The following is a 14934-nucleotide window of genomic DNA, read 5'->3' as shown; positions in this document are numbered from 1 at the left end:
CAGGCATCGCAGCCGGACAACCTGGACGCTAGCGCTTGAACTGCTCGAGAAATTCCAGGAGCAGTTCGTTTACCTGATCAACACTTTCTTCCGCCGCGGCATGGCCCACGCCGGGTAGCAGCACCTTCTTCTGCAGTCCGGGCAGCCAGGTGTCGAGGCGGTCGTAGATACCGCGGATTTCGACCGGTTCGATCGAAGGGTCGGCATCGCCACCGATGAACAGGCTCGGCTGGCGAACCACCGCGCCGTCCAGAAACGCTGTGATTTCCCAGTTCCGGTCGCGACAGCGATAGTAGTTAATGGCGCCGGTAAATCCCGTGCGCGTGTATTCATCAACGTAGTAGTCGATCGCCCGCGCGCTCAACCAGGACGGGAACTCCTTCGGCTCAGTGAACGCGTTGAGAAGGGGCTCGCCGGCTTCGACGAACAGGCGCCAGCGTTCGGCGCCGACGGCGCTGCCGGAGACCGAGTAGTAAATGCTGCGCAATGTCTTGCGCGGATCACTGGCGAACTCGCGATCCGGTTTGTCGATCTGCTGGAAGTACAGGTGGTGGTACACCCTGCCTTTCGCCATTTCCTGCAAGCCGATGGTCGGCTGGACCTTTCCACGCGGTGGCACCGGGGTATTGAGCATCACGAGGCCGCGGAACAGATCCGGCCTCAGCATGGCCGCCGCCTGAGATACCCATGCGCCGAGGTCGTGTCCGACGATCACCGCGGAGGTTTCACCCAGGGCCGCCATCAGGCCAACCATGTCGCCGACGGCCTGGCTCATGTCGTAGGCTTCAATGGAATCTGGCCGGCCGGTTTGCCCAAATCCCCGCTGATCGGGGACGACGACCCGAAAGCCGGCCGCGGCCAATGCCCCGATCTGGCGGCGCCACATGTACCAGAGGTACGGAAAGCCATGCAGCAGAATGACGAGCGGGCCCTCACCCTCGTCGATGTAGTGCATGCGAATGCCGTTGACTTCGGCAAAGCAGTGGTTGAATGCGGCGGGGTCGTCGGCATCCACCTGCCCGGTTGCGGCGCGAGGTTGACCGATGTACGTTGCGGCGCTGGTGTCCATTGTCTATATCCGTCTGTTGAAGTTCCCGGCCTCCAAGGTAGCTCTGACGTGAGTTCCCTACTATACTTAGCAGGACATAAGCTTGATTAATTGGGACAGGTGACGTCCGTGCATACCCTGACGCGAAGTGCCAGCCTTACCGACTATGAACACGTGGCCCGTTCAGCGGGGCTCGATCCGCTCCGCATGCTGCGGATGGCCAGGTTGCCGGCCACGGTCCTCGACGATCCGAACATGATGATCAGTGTCGATTCGGTGGGGTGGCTGCTGGAGGAGTCGGCGCGCCTGTCCGGTCAGGAGGCCTTTGGCCTGTTGCTCGCGGAAACCAGAAGTCTGGCCAATCTGGGGATGCTGGCCCTGGCGATTCGGGAAGAGCCAACGCTGCGCGCAGCAGTGCAATTTTTCGCCCGCTATATGCGTCTGCACAACGCCGGTGTGCAATTCCGGCTTGACGATGCGGGCGACGTCGCGCTGCTGCATGTCGCTGTGAATATGCAGGGGCATGGCGTCTGGCGCCAGGCTATCGAACAGACGACCGGTGTTGCATTGCGGACGTTGAGAGCGCTGGCCCACGACACCTTCCGGCCGGCAAAGATCAGTTTCACCCACGCGCGGCCCGCCAGCCTTGAAGTGCACCGCCGCGTGCTGGGAACAGCGATCGAGTTTTCACAGGAATGCAATGCCATCGTTTGCCGCAGCCGCGACCTGGACATGCCCATCCCTGCGGCAGACCCGGCGCTGAAAAGCGAGATGAAACGATGGCTGGACATGCAACTGGTGGGCCTGCGCGACGGGCCGACGCAGCGGACGCGCCAGATCGTCAGGATGCTGCTGCCAGCAGGACTGTGTTCGGTCGATCAGGTCGCCCAGCATCTTGGCATGCATCGACGCACCCTTAACCGGCACCTGGCGGCCGAGGGCGAGAGTGTCACAACGATCATCAATGCGGTACGGGCTGAACTCGCCGAGGAGTATCTGACCAACAGCGAGCGCAAGTTGTATGAAGTCGCCGAACTACTCGGCTTTTCCTCCGCCTGTGAACTTTCTCGCTGGTTCCGCGGCGAGTTTGGCAAGACACCCTCGGATTGGGTTGCCCATTACCTGGAGCGCAAGGCGACCGCCGGATCCACCTCGCGTAAGTAGGAAAGGCAGATTCGAGGACGTTCGAGGCGTCCCTTCGTCATCCCGGCTAGCCACGCGGCCTGAGCCGGCCGCACCCTGCACATTCCTGACGTTACAGATCCCCGCCTGCTTCCGCGATTGCCGGCTGTACCACCCGGACTGCACGGGAGCGTTGTCGCTATCGGCTTTCCAGCGATGGGCTCTGGCCTCGCGTCCCAATATGCAACGAAATTGTCGCGCTGAATCAATAGCACCGCGGCCGCACTGCCTATTATGACTCCGTGGCACCGATGGCACGATGCCCCTGCCGTGCTGACATAGGCCAGCTACATCTGCCGGACACACACATGGTTCGCCGCCGCACAAGCACAGATTGGAGACGTCAATGACAACAACCGCGGCAACCCAGGACGCGACTTCACAAGCCACATTCGCGTCACCGGCCATCGTGCGGCCAGCATTCGATCAAGGTGCGGATCTGCACGCCCGCCATCGGCGCCGAAATCAGCAATATCAGCCTGGCTGATGCCGCCCTGGATCACCTCGTGAAATCGGGACAGCCCGGGCATACCCTGGCGCGCAGTGCGAGCCTTACCGACTATGAACACGTCGCCCGTTCGGTGGGGCTCGATCCGTTGCGTATGCTGCGAATGGCGAGACTGCCGGCCACCGTCTTCGACGATCCGAATCTGATGATCAGTGTCGATTCGGTGGGATGGCTGCTGGAGGAGTCGGCGCGCCTGTCCGGTCAGGAGGCCTTTGGTTTGTTGCTCGCGGAAACGAGAAGCCTGGCCAATCTGGGGATGCTGGCGCTGGCTGTCCGGGAAGAGCCAACGCTGCGCGCAGCAGCGCAATTTTTCGCCCGCTATATGCGTCTGCACAACGCCGGCGTGCAATTGCGGCTTGACGAGCCAGGCGACGTCGCGCTGCTGCAGGTCGGCGCGAATATGCAGGGGGGGCATGGCGTCTGTCGTCAGACGATCGAAATGTCGACCGGCATCGTATTGCGGGTGTTCAGGGCATTGAGTGGCGATACTTTCCGGCCGATAAAGATCAGTTTCACCCACGCGCGGCCCGCCAGCCTTGAAGTGCACCGCCGCGTGCTGGGAACAGCGATCGAGTTTTCACAGGAATGCGATGCCATCGTTTGCCCCAGTCGCGACCTGGACATGCCCATCCCTGCGGCAGACCCGGCGCTGAATTGCGAGATGAAACGATGGCTGGACATGCAGTTGGCCAGCCTGCGCGACGGGCCGGCGCAGCGGGCGCGCCAGGTCGTCAGGATGCTGCTGCCAGGCGGACTGTGTTCGGTCGATCAGGTCGCCCAGCATCTTGGCATGCATCGACGCACGCTTAACCGGCACCTGGCGGCCGAGGGCGAGAGTGTCACAACGATCATCAATGCAGTACGGGCTGAACTCGCCGAGGAGTATCTGGCCAACAGCAAACGCAAGTTGTACGACGTCGCGGAGCTCCTCGGGTTTTCCCATGCCGGTGACTTCTCGCGCTGGTTCCGCGGTCGATTTGGCAAGACACCCTCGCAGTGGGCCGCCCATTCCCGGCAAAGCACGGCGGCAGCCGGGCCCATCTCGCCCAGGTAGGAAGCAGGAAAACAGGTTCGGAGTCGGCCCACGCGTCCCTCCATCATTCGCGCCTGCCACACTCACTGCCTGAACCTGCCGCACTCCGCACGTTCCTGACGTTACTGATCCCGCCCGACCCCGCGATGACCCGACTACGTGCATCGCCGCCCGGAAGCACCCGAGCGGTGTTGCTAGCCGCTTTTTAGCCACGCCCTGGCCTGGTGTCCCAATTTGCAAGGAAATTGTCGCGCTGAATCAATAGCATCGCCGCCGCACTGCCTATTATGAGTTCCGTGGCACCGATGAAACGATGCCCCTGCCGTTCTGACAGGGGCCAGCTACATCTGCCGGACGCACACATGGCTCGCCGCCGCACGAGTACAGATTGGAGACATCAATGACAGCAACCGCCGTACCCCAAAACACTTCTTCACACGCCGCGCCCGTGGCACCGGCCATTGTCCGGCCATCTGTGCGCCAGCATTCGATCAAGGTGGAGATCTGCACGCCCGCCATCGGCGCCGAACTCAGCAACATCAGCCTGGCTGACGCCGCGCAGGATCCTGAGGCTATCGCCGAAATCCGGGCGCTGTGGCTGAAGCACAAGGTCCTGTTCTTCCGCGATCAGGACATCACGCCGATGGAGCAACAGAATTTCGCTGCGCAATTCGCCGAACTGGAAGCCCATCCCGTTGCGCCTAGCCATCCGGAGGCGGACAAGTTGCTGATGCTGTACCGCAATCTCGAGACCAACAAGCAGAACATGGTCGAAAAGATCAGCCGTGAAAACCTCTGGCATACCGATGTCACCTTCAAGAAGGCACCGCCGCGCGGCGCGGTGTTGCGCTGCGAACTGTGTCCGGAGACCGGCGGCGACACCATATGGTCCAACATGGTGATGGCCTATGAAAAGCTGCCCGAGGCCATCAAGCAACGAATCGATGGCCTGTACGCCAAGCACGATGCCGAGCACGCCTTTTTCGCCCAGATGCCGATCGAAGAACGTCACACGATGGCCGCGAAGAACCCCGCCGCCGAGCATCCGGTCGTGCTCACCCATCCCGAGACGGGTGAAAAGGTGTTGTTCGTCAATACGGCGTTCACGACCCATTTCTCGAATTTCTACACCTTCAAGGATGTCCGATGCGGCCAGGACTTCATGCCGGAAGCTAATCATCTGATGAACTATCTGATTTCCCAGGCAGCGATTCCGGAATACCAGGTCCGTCTGAAGTGGAGAACCAACACGGTTGCCATGTGGGACAACCTGCTGGTTCAGCACTACGCCGTGTCGGACTACGGCAACGAGCCACGAAAGATGCTGCGCGCCACGCTCACGGGCGCCCCGCTGGTCTAAGGCGACAGTTTCATCCGGCGTATCCAGGGCACCCGCCCATCAGGGACAGACGGGCAGCCCCGGTACGCTTACCAGGTTTGACCCCCACTACAAAATGGAGACAGAAATGCTTCACGAACAAGTCGACACCTCGCTCATCGATGGCGATTCGCTGCCGTGGGTACCGTTTACGCCCTATGCGGACAACGTCCTGCTGAAGTACTTCAAGCTTGACCCGATCCGCGGTGAAATCATCGTGATGATGAAGGCACCGATGGACATGCAACTGCCCAGACACCACCACACCGGCACGGTTCTCGTCTACACGATCGAAGGCAAGTGGAAATACAAGGAGCACGACTGGATCGCCGGACCCGGCGACGTCGTGTACGAGACCGCCGCGTCGACCCACACGCCTGAAGTCGTCACCACCGGAAGCGGAGACGGCTACATGGTCACGTTTATTCAGATGATCGGCGATCTGATTTTCCTCGACGAGAACGACAACATCATCGCGATGGAAAACTGGAAGACCTCGCTGCAGCGCTATCTTGCTTACTGCGAGCAGCATGACATCAAGCCGAAAGATCTCACGGCATTCAATTGATCTGAAATTCATGAGGATTCCCGATATCCGCGGGGTCCTCATGACACTCAGTGCGTCGCCCGCAAGACGCACCAGACAGTCCGGTCACATCAGGACTGCGGCACCAGGCCGGGTTATCGCAGGTCACAGGCGCCGGGAAGATGGCTGTGCGCGACAAGCGCACAGTCCATGCCGCATCGCGATCTCTCCGGTCGCGAGAGCCGTTATCTGATTGCAAAAACCCAGTAGAGGGGAGACACGTGGTCCCGGTTCGCGGCCCTGAGGCGGAACCTGGCAGAGGGGTACAGCCATGTCCCCGCTCCACGATCACAGACATTAGAAGGGAACGACGCCATGAACGGCTTGATGATGCAAAAGCAGTTGTTGATCTCCTCACTCATCGTGCATGCCGACCGGCATCATGGCGACACGGAGATCGTGTCCCGGCGAGTGGAAGGCGATATCCATCGCTACACTTTCCGCGACTGCCACCGTCGCGCGCGCCAGATGGCCAATGCGTTGACCAGCCTCGGTGTCAATCCCGCCGACCGGATCGGCACGCTGGCGTGGAACGGCTACCGGCACCTCGAGTTGTACTACGGCGTCTCCGGCATGGGTGCCATTCTGCATACCATCAATCCTCGTCTGCATGAAGACCAGGTCGCTTACATCGCGAATCACGCCGAAGACCAGTACATCTTCTTCGACCTGACTTTCCTGCCGCTGATCAAGGCGGTCGCTGGCCGCTGCAAGACGGTCAAGGCGTTCATCGCCATGACCGACCGTACAAACATGCCGAAGGACGCCGGCATTGACAATCTGCTGTGCTACGAAGACCTGATCGAGGCGTCTTCGCCCGATTACGCGTGGCCGCGTTTCGACGAAAACGCCGCCAGTACGCTCTGCTACACCTCTGGCACGACAGGCAACCCGAAAGGCGCTCTGTACAGCCATCGCTCTTCGATGCTGCATACCTATGCGGCGGCGCTGCCTGATTCGCTGAACTGTTCGGCACGCGACGTGATCCTGCCCGTTGTGCCGATGTTTCATGTCAATGCGTGGGGACTTCCGTACATCGCGTGCATGGTCGGCGCCAAACTCGTACTCCCCGGGCCGGCGCTGGACGGCAAATCGCTGTATGAACTGCTCGAAGCCGAGCAGGTTACGGTCTCCGCAGGGGTTCCGACTGTCTGGCAAGGCCTGCTTGGCCATCTCGAGGAAACAGGCCAGGCATTCTCGAGCATGAGACGCACCATCATTGGTGGCGCGGCCTGCACCCCGGTCATGCTGCGCAAGTTCCAGGAAACATACGGCGTGGCGGTATTGCACGTCTGGGGAATGACCGAAATGAGCCCTATCGGAACCGTCGGCACCCTGAAGGCCAGGCACGTTGAGATGTCCATGGAAGAGCGTTATGCCGTGCAATCCAAACAGGGTCGCGCAGTGTTTGGCGTCGACATGAAAATCGTTGGCGCGGACGGCATGGAGTTGCCCTGGGACGTCGCGACTTCCGGTGACCTGCTGGTGCGTGGGCCATGGGTGGTGCGCGACTACTTCAGGAGCGAGGGGGACAGTCCGCTGCAGCTCGATCACGAAGGGCAGGAATGGTTCCCGACCGGCGACGTCGCGACCATCGATGCCGATGGCTTCATGCAGATCACCGATCGCAGCAAGGACGTCATCAAGTCCGGGGGCGAGTGGATTGGCTCCATCGATCTCGAGAATATCGCGATGGCGCACCCGGCAGTCTCCCAGGCAGCATGCATTGCCGCGAAACACGCGAAGTGGGACGAGCGTCCGTTGCTGATCGTCGTCAGGAAGCCGCAAGCGGATTTGACGCGGGAAGAACTGCTCGCTTTTTATGAAGGCAAGATCGCCAAATGGTGGACGCCTGATGATGTGGTCTTCGTCGACGCGATCCCGTTGGGCGCTACAGGCAAGATCCAGAAAAACCGTCTGCGGGAGCAGTTTGGCGATCATCTGATGACGAGAGTTGCGAACTGAGCGTGGTGGAATCGATCCGGTCGTGTCGATGAGGCCGACGGGGGAAACGTAAGCACGCGATTCGACCTGCCGCACCATCACCACAAGGAAGCCCCATGGCCGAGTTACAGCCCCAGATTGGCACGGTCCCCCTCTTGCATGCCGATATGGGCCTGCCGCTTCCGCAGCGCTTCTGGGCGGTCGTCTTCATCTCGCTGGGCACCCTGCTCGCCGTGCTCGACGGCGCGATCGCCAACGTCGCGTTGCCGACCATCGCGCGCGACCTGCATGCATCCGACGCCGCGTCGATCTGGATCGTCAACGCCTATCAGATCGCCATCACGATCACGCTGCTGCCGCTCGCGTCGCTTGGCGATCGCGTCGGCTACCGGCGCATCTACATTGCCGGCCTCGTGGTGTTCACTGTCGCGTCGCTCGGCTGCGCACTCGCGAGTTCGCTGCCGACGCTCGCGGCAATGCGCGTGATCCAGGGGCTCGGCGCATCGGGCATGATGAGCGTCATCGCGGCGCTCGTGCGGACAATCTATCCGTCGTCGATGCTTGGACGCGGCGTGTCGGTCAATGCGATGGTGGTCGCACTGTCGGCGGCGATCGGGCCAACGATCGCGTCCGCAGTGCTGTCGGTCGCATCATGGCCGTGGCTTTTCGCGATCAACGTGCCGATCGGCATCGCCGCGGTGCTCGGCGGCCTGCGCGCGCTGCCCGCCAATCCGCTGCACGACGCGCCGTACGATGCCAGGAGCGCGCTGATGAATGCCTGTGTGTTCGGGCTGCTGATCATGGCCGCGGACGGGCTCGGCTACGGCGAGCGCGGTGCGTTCATCGTTGCGGAATTGACGCTGGCGTGCATCGTCGGCTATTTCTTCGTGAAACGACAGCTATCGCAGCCGGCACCGCTCCTGCCCGTCGACCTGATGCGCATCCCGGTCTTCGCGCTGTCGATCTGCACGTCGATCGCGTCGTTCACCTCGCAGATGCTCGCGTTCGTCGCACTACCGTTCTGGCTCCAGAATTCGCTAGGCTTCTCGCAGGTGCAGACAGGCCTCTACATAACGCCCTGGCCACTCGTGATCGTGATCGCCGCGCCGCTCGCCGGCGCGCTGTCCGACCGCTACTCGGCCGGCGTGCTCGGCGGCATCGGGCTCGCGCTGCTAGCGGCCGGACTGCTGTCGCTTGCGACGATCGGCGCGCACCCGGGCACGGTTGACATCGTCTGGCGCATGGCGCTATGCGGTGCCGGCTTTGGCCTGTTCCAGGCGCCGAACAACCACGCAATCATGTCGTCGGCGCCGCGCAGGCGCAGCGGCGGTGCAGGCGGCATGCTCGGCATGGCGAGGCTGACCGGGCAGACGCTCGGGGCGGCGCTCGTCGCGCTGATCTTCGGCGTCGCACCCGGGCACGGACCGACGATCGCGCTCTATGTCGCCGCCGCGTTCGCGGCTGCCGCGGCCCTGGTCAGCACGCTGCGCATCGCGGCTCCGCACCTGGATGCGTCGGTCTAACCACGTCACGTCCGGCGCCCAGCGTGTCAAGTGCGTCCGCACGTAGCTGGCGATCCGGGCGTCCATAAAGGCCGGGATACTTCCAAAGGGCACCCGGCAGGTTTCGCAGTGGACCGGCCGTTCGAATGACAGAGTTGTGGGATGGGCAAGCGGCAACAAATGACCGGGAACGCCAGTCGGGCTGTGACGTACCCCGCCGGACAGGCGACGTTTACCAGGACGACACGGTTGATACCGGGGAGGTAATCCGCTCGCGCGGCTTGCCTTCAAAAAACTGACCATTGGGCCTGGCGAATCCAGGAATTGGCCCCTTGCGCGCTAACCCCGATCCTCCGGGAATTCCTCGCTGCCTGATGGTAGACCCATGGTAGACCCATGCCTGCCCATTTCTATCATGTCTATCGGACCAAGGTCGCATAGTTTCGCGAGAAAAATGGGACCAGACTGGTACTACAGGCGTAGCCTGCCTGCGCCCCGCGCTGATGTAACCTGGACCGCTGTCGAGGTCCGTTCATACGGGCAAGGCGATAGCAAGCCATCCGCGCACCACCGCGCCTTACGGCCTGTCGTGCCAGACCCGCGATCCCTGCTGGATTTATCGTGGCTTTTGACAACTGGAGCGAAAAATGAAGGTCATCAACACACTCAAGTTTGCTAGCGGCGCATTAATCGTGATCGCATCGATCAATGCGTGGCCCCAGACCAGCGAATCAGCCGCTACATCGACAGCGCCGGCAGCAGAGGGAAGTGCTAAAGCCACCCGACAGGCGAATCGCGCACTAAGCAAAAAAGTGCTTCACGCCCTCTCGAAGGGCGGTGTCGCCACTCCCGGAATCAACATCATTGCAAAAGGCGGCGCAGTGACCCTCGCGGGATTCGTCACTGACGCCAGTCATATCGACAAGGCGACCGAAATCGCAAAGACTGTGCCTGGCGTGACGTCCGTGAAAAATGCGCTGACAGTTAAAGAAAAGGGACAGTAACACTTCGTGAGGCATAGTTTCGATCAAACCCTGACGGTGGGATCGAGCAGGCTGCTGACCGCGCCTTGAAGCAGTTCGAGGCTGGATGCGAAGTGTTTCAGCAACCTTGATAGTCTGCGGTCACCCGTATTGCGATGCGAGTGTGAATTTGCGGACGGAAAGGTGCTGCCCGGATCCCTGGTTCTCCCACCGTCAGCAGATCAATGTATTGCGACGCGTGGCTGGGCAGCCTGATGCTGTCGATCACGCCCACGGGTCATATCGACGGCTACGGCACGAACGGCTGGGCCGCTGTCGCGCTCGTGCTGCTGGCCCTCGCGTGGATCAGCCGCGTGAAGGCCGTCGATGAGCAGGTTTCGCCGGTGGTTCTGGAAGACGCCGGCGTGCAGGCGAGCCGGTAGCCGGTCCGGGATGTCTCGCGCAACGCGGTAACGCCCGGACCAGCCGGCCGACGATCACCCGGCATCCCCGCCCTTGTCCTTGCGATACAGCTTGATCACCGCGGAGAAGTCCAGCCGGCCCGCGCCCTGCGTGCTCACTGTCTGATACAGCTGCTGCGCGAGCGCGCCGAGATAGACGGGCTGGCGGGCGAACTTCGCGGCGTCGGTGGCAAGGCCCAGATCCTTCAGCATCAGATCGGTGCCGAAGCCGCCGGTATAGCCGCGCGATGAAGGTGCCGTTTCGATCAGGCCCGGAAACGGGTTATAGGTGTCCGAACTCCAGCAGCGCCCCGTCGACGTATTGATGATGCCCCCCAGCACCTTCGGATCGATGCCAAGCGCCTCGCCGAGCGACATCGCTTCCGCGACGCCGGCCATCGTGATGCCGAGCACGAGGTTGTTGCAGATCTTCGCGACCTGCCCCGTACCAGTATCGCCGCAATGCACGATGTTCTTGCCCATAGCGGAAAGCACGGATTTCACGTGCTCGTACGACGCGACGCTGCCACCCACCATGAACGTCAGCGTGCCCGCCGCCGCGCCGCCGGTTCCGCCCGACACCGGCGCATCGACGAATGTATTGCCGTGTTTCGCGGCGATTTCGGCGCATGCCTTGACGGTCGCGGGATCGATCGTGCTCGAATCGATGATCGTCACGCCTTTCGGGATGCCCGCGAGCACACCGTCTTCGGCGGTGAGCACGCTGCGCACGTGGGCCGCGGCCGGCAGCATCGTGACGACACATTCGACGCCGCTCACGGCCGCTTTCGCCGAGTCCGCCGCTTTCGCGCCTGCGTCGACGAGCGACTGTACCGCCTGCGCGTTCAGGTCGAACACGTTGACGGTATGGCCTGCCTTCAGCAGATTGAGCGCCATCGGCGCGCCCATGTTGCCGAGTCCGATGAAACCGATTTTCATGGTGCTGTCTCCGTTGCGTGCATTCAGGATCGCGGCCTAGCGCAGGCTGATCGTCGTGTTGACGCCGTCGTTCACGGTGGCGTCGTCGAACCAGCGCGCGATGACGGTTTTTGTCTGCGTGTAGAACTGCACGACCTGCTTGCCGTACGGACCGAGATCGCCGAGCTTCGAGCCGCGCGAGCCCGTGAAGCTGAACGCGGGCACGGGCACCGGAATCGGAATGTTGATGCCGACCTGACCGATATCGATATCGCTCTGGAATTTACGCGCCGCCGCGCCGCTCTGCGTGAAGAGCCCCACGCCGTTGCCGAACGGATTGCGGTTGACGAGTTCGATCGCCTCATCGAGCGTCGGCACGGTCACGACCGACAGCACCGGTCCGAAGATTTCAGTGCGGTAGATTTCCATATCGGTCGTGACGCCGCTGAAGATCGTCGGGCCGATGAAGTTACCTTTCTCGTAGCCCGGCACCTTGATGCCGCGGCCATCCAGCGCGAGCGTCGCGCCTTCCTTCAGGCCGGCCTCGATCAACCCGAGAATGCGTTCCTTCGCCGCACGCGAGACCACTGGCCCGATATCCGTGTTTGCCTCGCTGCCTGCGTTGACCTTCAGCGTCTTCGCTTTTGCGACGAGGTCCGGCAGCCACTGCGCGGACGCGCCGACCAGCACGACCACCGACGTCGCCATGCAGCGCTGCCCCGCCGCGCCGAAGCCCGCGCCTGCCAGCGCGTTGAGGGTCTGTTCGCGGTTCGCGTCGGGCAACACAACGGCATGATTCTTCGCGCCCATCATCGACTGCACGCGCTTGCCATGTTCGCTGCCGAGGCGATAAACGTGGGTACCGACAGCCGTCGAGCCGACGAACGAAATCGCCTTGACGAGTTCATGCGTACACAGTGCATCGACGACTTCCTTGCCGCCGTGCACGACGTTCAGCACGCCCTTCGGCACGCCGGCTTCGATCGCGAGTTCGACGAGTTCCATCGTCGACATCGGATCCTGTTCCGAAGGCTTCAGCACGAACGTATTGCCGCAGACGATCGCCATCGGGAACATCCACAGCGGAATCATCGCCGGGAAGTTGAACGGCGTGATGCCCACGCACACGCCGAGCGGTTGACGCAGCGTATACGTATCGACGCTACCCGCGACGTTCTCCGCGAATTCACCCTGCTGCAGGGTGCCGATCGAACATGCATGCTCGACGACTTCGAGCCCGCGAAAGATATCGCCTTCCGCATCGGGAAGCGTCTTGCCCTGCTCCGCGCTCAGCGTCTTCGCAATGCGCGGCATATGCTCGCGAATCAGCGCCTGATACTTCAGCATGATGCGCATGCGGGCGCCGATCGGCGTGTTCTTCCACGTCTTGAACGCGTCGTGCGCGGCACGGATCGCAGCGTCGACTTCGCTGACCGTGGCAAACGGCACGCGTGCGAGCACGTCCTGCGTCGCCGGATTGACGATGTCGCGCCATTCAGTGGATTTCGATTCGACGAATTCGCCGTTAATCAGCAGTTTGACGGTCGCCACGCCGGACGCCTTGCTGGCGAGGGTCGATGGATGTGCACTCATCTGGATTCTCCTTTGCGTTTGGCCGCTCGCGCAGCCGCACATCAATGCAAACAATGAAAGACGGCAATCAGGCCGTACAACGCGTAAAACGTATCGTCTAGCGCTTCGAAGCGGTCTCGCGCAGCTCGGGGAAATCTTCTTCCCAGTATTCGCCAGGCAGGCGCGCGGGTTCCGCGTCGCGCTCCAGTTCGCGCCGGCGCAGCTCGACGCGGCGGATCTTGCCGGAGATGGTCTTCGGCAGTTCGCTGAACTGCAGCCGGCGAATCCGCTTGTAGGGTGCGAGTTTTTCGCGCGAAAACGCGAACACCGCACGCGCCAGTTCCGGCCCTGCTTCGTAACCCTGGCGCACCGTGACAAATGCTTTGGGTACCGACAGACGCAACGCATCGGCGCTCGGCACAACCGCCGCTTCGGCGATGGCCTCATGTTCGATCAGCACGCTTTCGAGTTCGAACGGGCTCAGGCGGTAGTCGGACGACTTGAACACGTCGTCCGCGCGGCCGACATAGACGTAGTAGCCGTCGTCGCGTCGCATCGCGACATCGGACGTGTGATAGAAACCGTTGCGCATCGCCTGCACGGTGGCCTTCTCGTTGTTCGCGTAGCCGGTCATCAGGCCAAGCGGACGCTGGTCCAGCGGCAGCGCGATTTCACCTTCGGTAGCCGGTTGATCGTCGGCGTCGACGAGTTCGATCCGGTAGCCTGGCAACGGTCGTCCCATCGCTCCCGCCACGACTGGCTGGCCCGGCGAATTGCCGATCTGGCAGGTGGTTTCCGTCTGGCCGAAGCCATCGCGAATGGTGACGTTCCACGCATGACGCACGCGCTCGATGATCTCCGGATTGAGCGGCTCGCCCGCGCCGACAATCTCGCGCAGTTTGACAGGGTATGACGCGAGCGGCTCCTGCACGAGCATGCGCCAGACAGTCGGCGGCGCGCACAGCGTCGTGACGTTAAAGCGCACGAGCGCGTTGAGGGTTTCCTTCGGCTCGAAGCGCGGCGTGTTGAAAATGAACACGCACGCACCCGCATTCCACGGTGCGAAAAAGCAGCTCCACGCGTGCTTGGCCCAGCCAGGCGAACTGATATTCCAGTGAACGTCGCCGGGTTGCAGGCCGATCCAGTACATCGTCGACAGATGGCCCACCGGATAGCTCTGATGCGTATGCTCGACGAGCTTCGGCTTCGACGTGGTGCCGGACGTGAAGTACAGCAGCATCGGGTCGGTCGCGTGCGTAGGACCATCGGGTTCGAACGACGACGGTGCTTGAGCGGCGCGCGCGAGATCGATCCAGCCTTCACGCGGCGCGCCTGCTGAAATGCGCGTGACACCGGCATCGATCGCGTCGAACTTCGCCAGCTCGCCGCTATCGACCACGACGTACTGCGCGCCGCCGATCTGCACGCGATCGCGCACGTCGTCCGGTGACAGCTGGGTCGTCGCGGGCAGCACGATCGCGCCGAGCTTCATTGCCGCGAGCATCACGTCCCACAGTTCGACGCGATTCGGCAGCATCAGCAACAGGCGATCGCCGCGCCCGACGCCGATTCCGCGCAGGAAGTTCGCCATGCGCGCCGAGCGCTCCGACATCTGCGCATACGTGTAGCGCGTGCCTTCGCCCGCTGCGCCGTCGACGATCATGAGTGCCGGCTGGTCGTTATTGCGCGCGAATGTGTCGAAATAGTCGAGCGCCCAGTTGAACTCGCCGAGCGTGGGCCACGTGAACTCGCGATACGCACTGTCGTAATCCGTGCGATGGCGAAACAACAGGTCGCGCGCCGCCAGAAAGCTGTTCGCTGCAGTCATCGTTGTCTCCTG

12 protein-coding genes are annotated in these 14934 nt (G+C 62.2%); 8 read left to right on the top strand and 4 right to left on the bottom strand.

Annotation, left to right across the window (positions count from 1 at the left end; genetic code table 11):
* Positions 1 to 28 precede the first annotated feature (28 nt).
* A complete protein-coding gene (locus LPA37_RS04290; protein WP_229011699.1) occupies positions 29 to 1069 on the bottom strand; it encodes an alpha/beta fold hydrolase in 1041 nt (346 codons plus the stop codon).
* 108 nt (positions 1070 to 1177) lie between these two features.
* On the opposite strand from LPA37_RS04290, the gene LPA37_RS04285 reads away from it, so the two are divergent.
* The 8 genes from LPA37_RS04285 to LPA37_RS04250 all read left to right on the top strand — a co-directional run bounded on the left by LPA37_RS04285 (position 1178) and on the right by LPA37_RS04250 (position 10586).
* A complete protein-coding gene (locus LPA37_RS04285) occupies positions 1178 to 2212 on the top strand; it encodes an AraC family transcriptional regulator (protein ID WP_229011696.1) in 1035 nt (344 codons plus the stop codon).
* Between the two features lie 449 nt (positions 2213 to 2661).
* Entirely contained in the window at positions 2662 to 3792 is a 1131-nt protein-coding gene (locus tag LPA37_RS04280; RefSeq protein ID WP_229011694.1) for an AraC family transcriptional regulator, read from the top strand.
* 379 nt (positions 3793 to 4171) lie between these two features.
* The gene (locus LPA37_RS04275) at positions 4172 to 5131 is read left to right on the top strand and encodes a TauD/TfdA dioxygenase family protein (RefSeq protein WP_229011692.1); all 960 of its coding nucleotides are present in this window, start codon (positions 4172 to 4174) and stop codon (positions 5129 to 5131) included.
* A gap of 106 nt (positions 5132 to 5237) precedes the next feature.
* Positions 5238 to 5717 (top strand): 2,4'-dihydroxyacetophenone dioxygenase family protein, encoded by a 480-nt coding sequence (locus tag LPA37_RS04270; RefSeq protein WP_228934658.1) that lies wholly within the window; start codon positions 5238 to 5240, stop codon positions 5715 to 5717.
* Between the two features lie 333 nt (positions 5718 to 6050).
* Positions 6051 to 7700: a 3-(methylthio)propionyl-CoA ligase gene (locus LPA37_RS04265; protein WP_229011690.1), complete on the top strand. Its 1650-nt coding sequence runs from the start codon at positions 6051 to 6053 to the stop codon at positions 7698 to 7700.
* A gap of 134 nt (positions 7701 to 7834) precedes the next feature.
* Complete coding sequence (locus LPA37_RS04260) at positions 7835 to 9202, top strand: MFS transporter (protein WP_229011752.1); 1368 nt, start codon at positions 7835 to 7837, stop codon at positions 9200 to 9202.
* Positions 9203 to 9828: 626 nt separating this feature from the next.
* Positions 9829 to 10185 carry a BON domain-containing protein gene (locus LPA37_RS04255; RefSeq protein WP_229011688.1) on the top strand — a complete coding sequence of 119 codons (357 nt, stop codon included), beginning with the start codon at positions 9829 to 9831 and terminating at the stop codon, positions 10183 to 10185.
* Between the two features lie 203 nt (positions 10186 to 10388).
* Positions 10389 to 10586, top strand: a complete 198-nt coding sequence (locus LPA37_RS04250) for a hypothetical protein (RefSeq protein WP_229011686.1) — start codon at positions 10389 to 10391, stop codon at positions 10584 to 10586.
* A gap of 54 nt (positions 10587 to 10640) precedes the next feature.
* Here the strand turns inward: LPA37_RS04250 and mmsB are convergent, their stop codons facing one another.
* From mmsB to LPA37_RS04235, 3 genes are all read right to left on the bottom strand, one after another.
* Positions 10641 to 11543, bottom strand: coding sequence for a 3-hydroxyisobutyrate dehydrogenase (gene mmsB, locus LPA37_RS04245; RefSeq protein ID WP_229011684.1), 903 nt, complete (start codon positions 11541 to 11543; stop codon positions 10641 to 10643).
* A gap of 36 nt (positions 11544 to 11579) precedes the next feature.
* Positions 11580 to 13115 (bottom strand): CoA-acylating methylmalonate-semialdehyde dehydrogenase, encoded by a 1536-nt coding sequence (locus tag LPA37_RS04240; RefSeq protein ID WP_228981529.1) that lies wholly within the window; start codon positions 13113 to 13115, stop codon positions 11580 to 11582.
* 97 nt (positions 13116 to 13212) lie between these two features.
* Positions 13213 to 14922, bottom strand: coding sequence for an AMP-binding protein (locus tag LPA37_RS04235; protein ID WP_229011682.1), 1710 nt, complete (start codon positions 14920 to 14922; stop codon positions 13213 to 13215).
* Between the last annotated feature and the right edge of the window lie 12 nt (positions 14923 to 14934).

This window comes from Paraburkholderia gardini, from assembly GCF_907164545.1.
Taxonomy (GTDB): domain Bacteria; phylum Pseudomonadota; class Gammaproteobacteria; order Burkholderiales; family Burkholderiaceae; genus Paraburkholderia; species Paraburkholderia gardini.
The sequence above is the reverse complement of the archived record's forward strand: the minus strand, read 5'-3'. Positions and strand labels throughout refer to the sequence as shown.

Bases quoted from the DNA above. Each gene is read 5' to 3' on its own strand.
- LPA37_RS04290 (WP_229011699.1), bottom strand. From the start codon at position 1,069: ATGGACACCAGCGCCGCAACGTACATCGGTCAACCTCGCGCCGCAACC.
- LPA37_RS04275 (WP_229011692.1), top strand. From the start codon at position 4,172: ATGACAGCAACCGCCGTACCCCAAAACACTTCTTCACACGCCGCGCCC.
- LPA37_RS04270 (WP_228934658.1), top strand. From the start codon at position 5,238: ATGCTTCACGAACAAGTCGACACCTCGCTCATCGATGGCGATTCGCTG.
- LPA37_RS04265 (WP_229011690.1), top strand. From the start codon at position 6,051: ATGAACGGCTTGATGATGCAAAAGCAGTTGTTGATCTCCTCACTCATC.
- LPA37_RS04255 (WP_229011688.1), top strand. From the start codon at position 9,829: ATGAAGGTCATCAACACACTCAAGTTTGCTAGCGGCGCATTAATCGTG.
- LPA37_RS04250 (WP_229011686.1), top strand. From the start codon at position 10,389: ATGTATTGCGACGCGTGGCTGGGCAGCCTGATGCTGTCGATCACGCCC.
- mmsB (WP_229011684.1), bottom strand. From the start codon at position 11,543: ATGAAAATCGGTTTCATCGGACTCGGCAACATGGGCGCGCCGATGGCG.
- LPA37_RS04240 (WP_228981529.1), bottom strand. From the start codon at position 13,115: ATGAGTGCACATCCATCGACCCTCGCCAGCAAGGCGTCCGGCGTGGCG.
- LPA37_RS04235 (WP_229011682.1), bottom strand. From the start codon at position 14,922: ATGACTGCAGCGAACAGCTTTCTGGCGGCGCGCGACCTGTTGTTTCGC.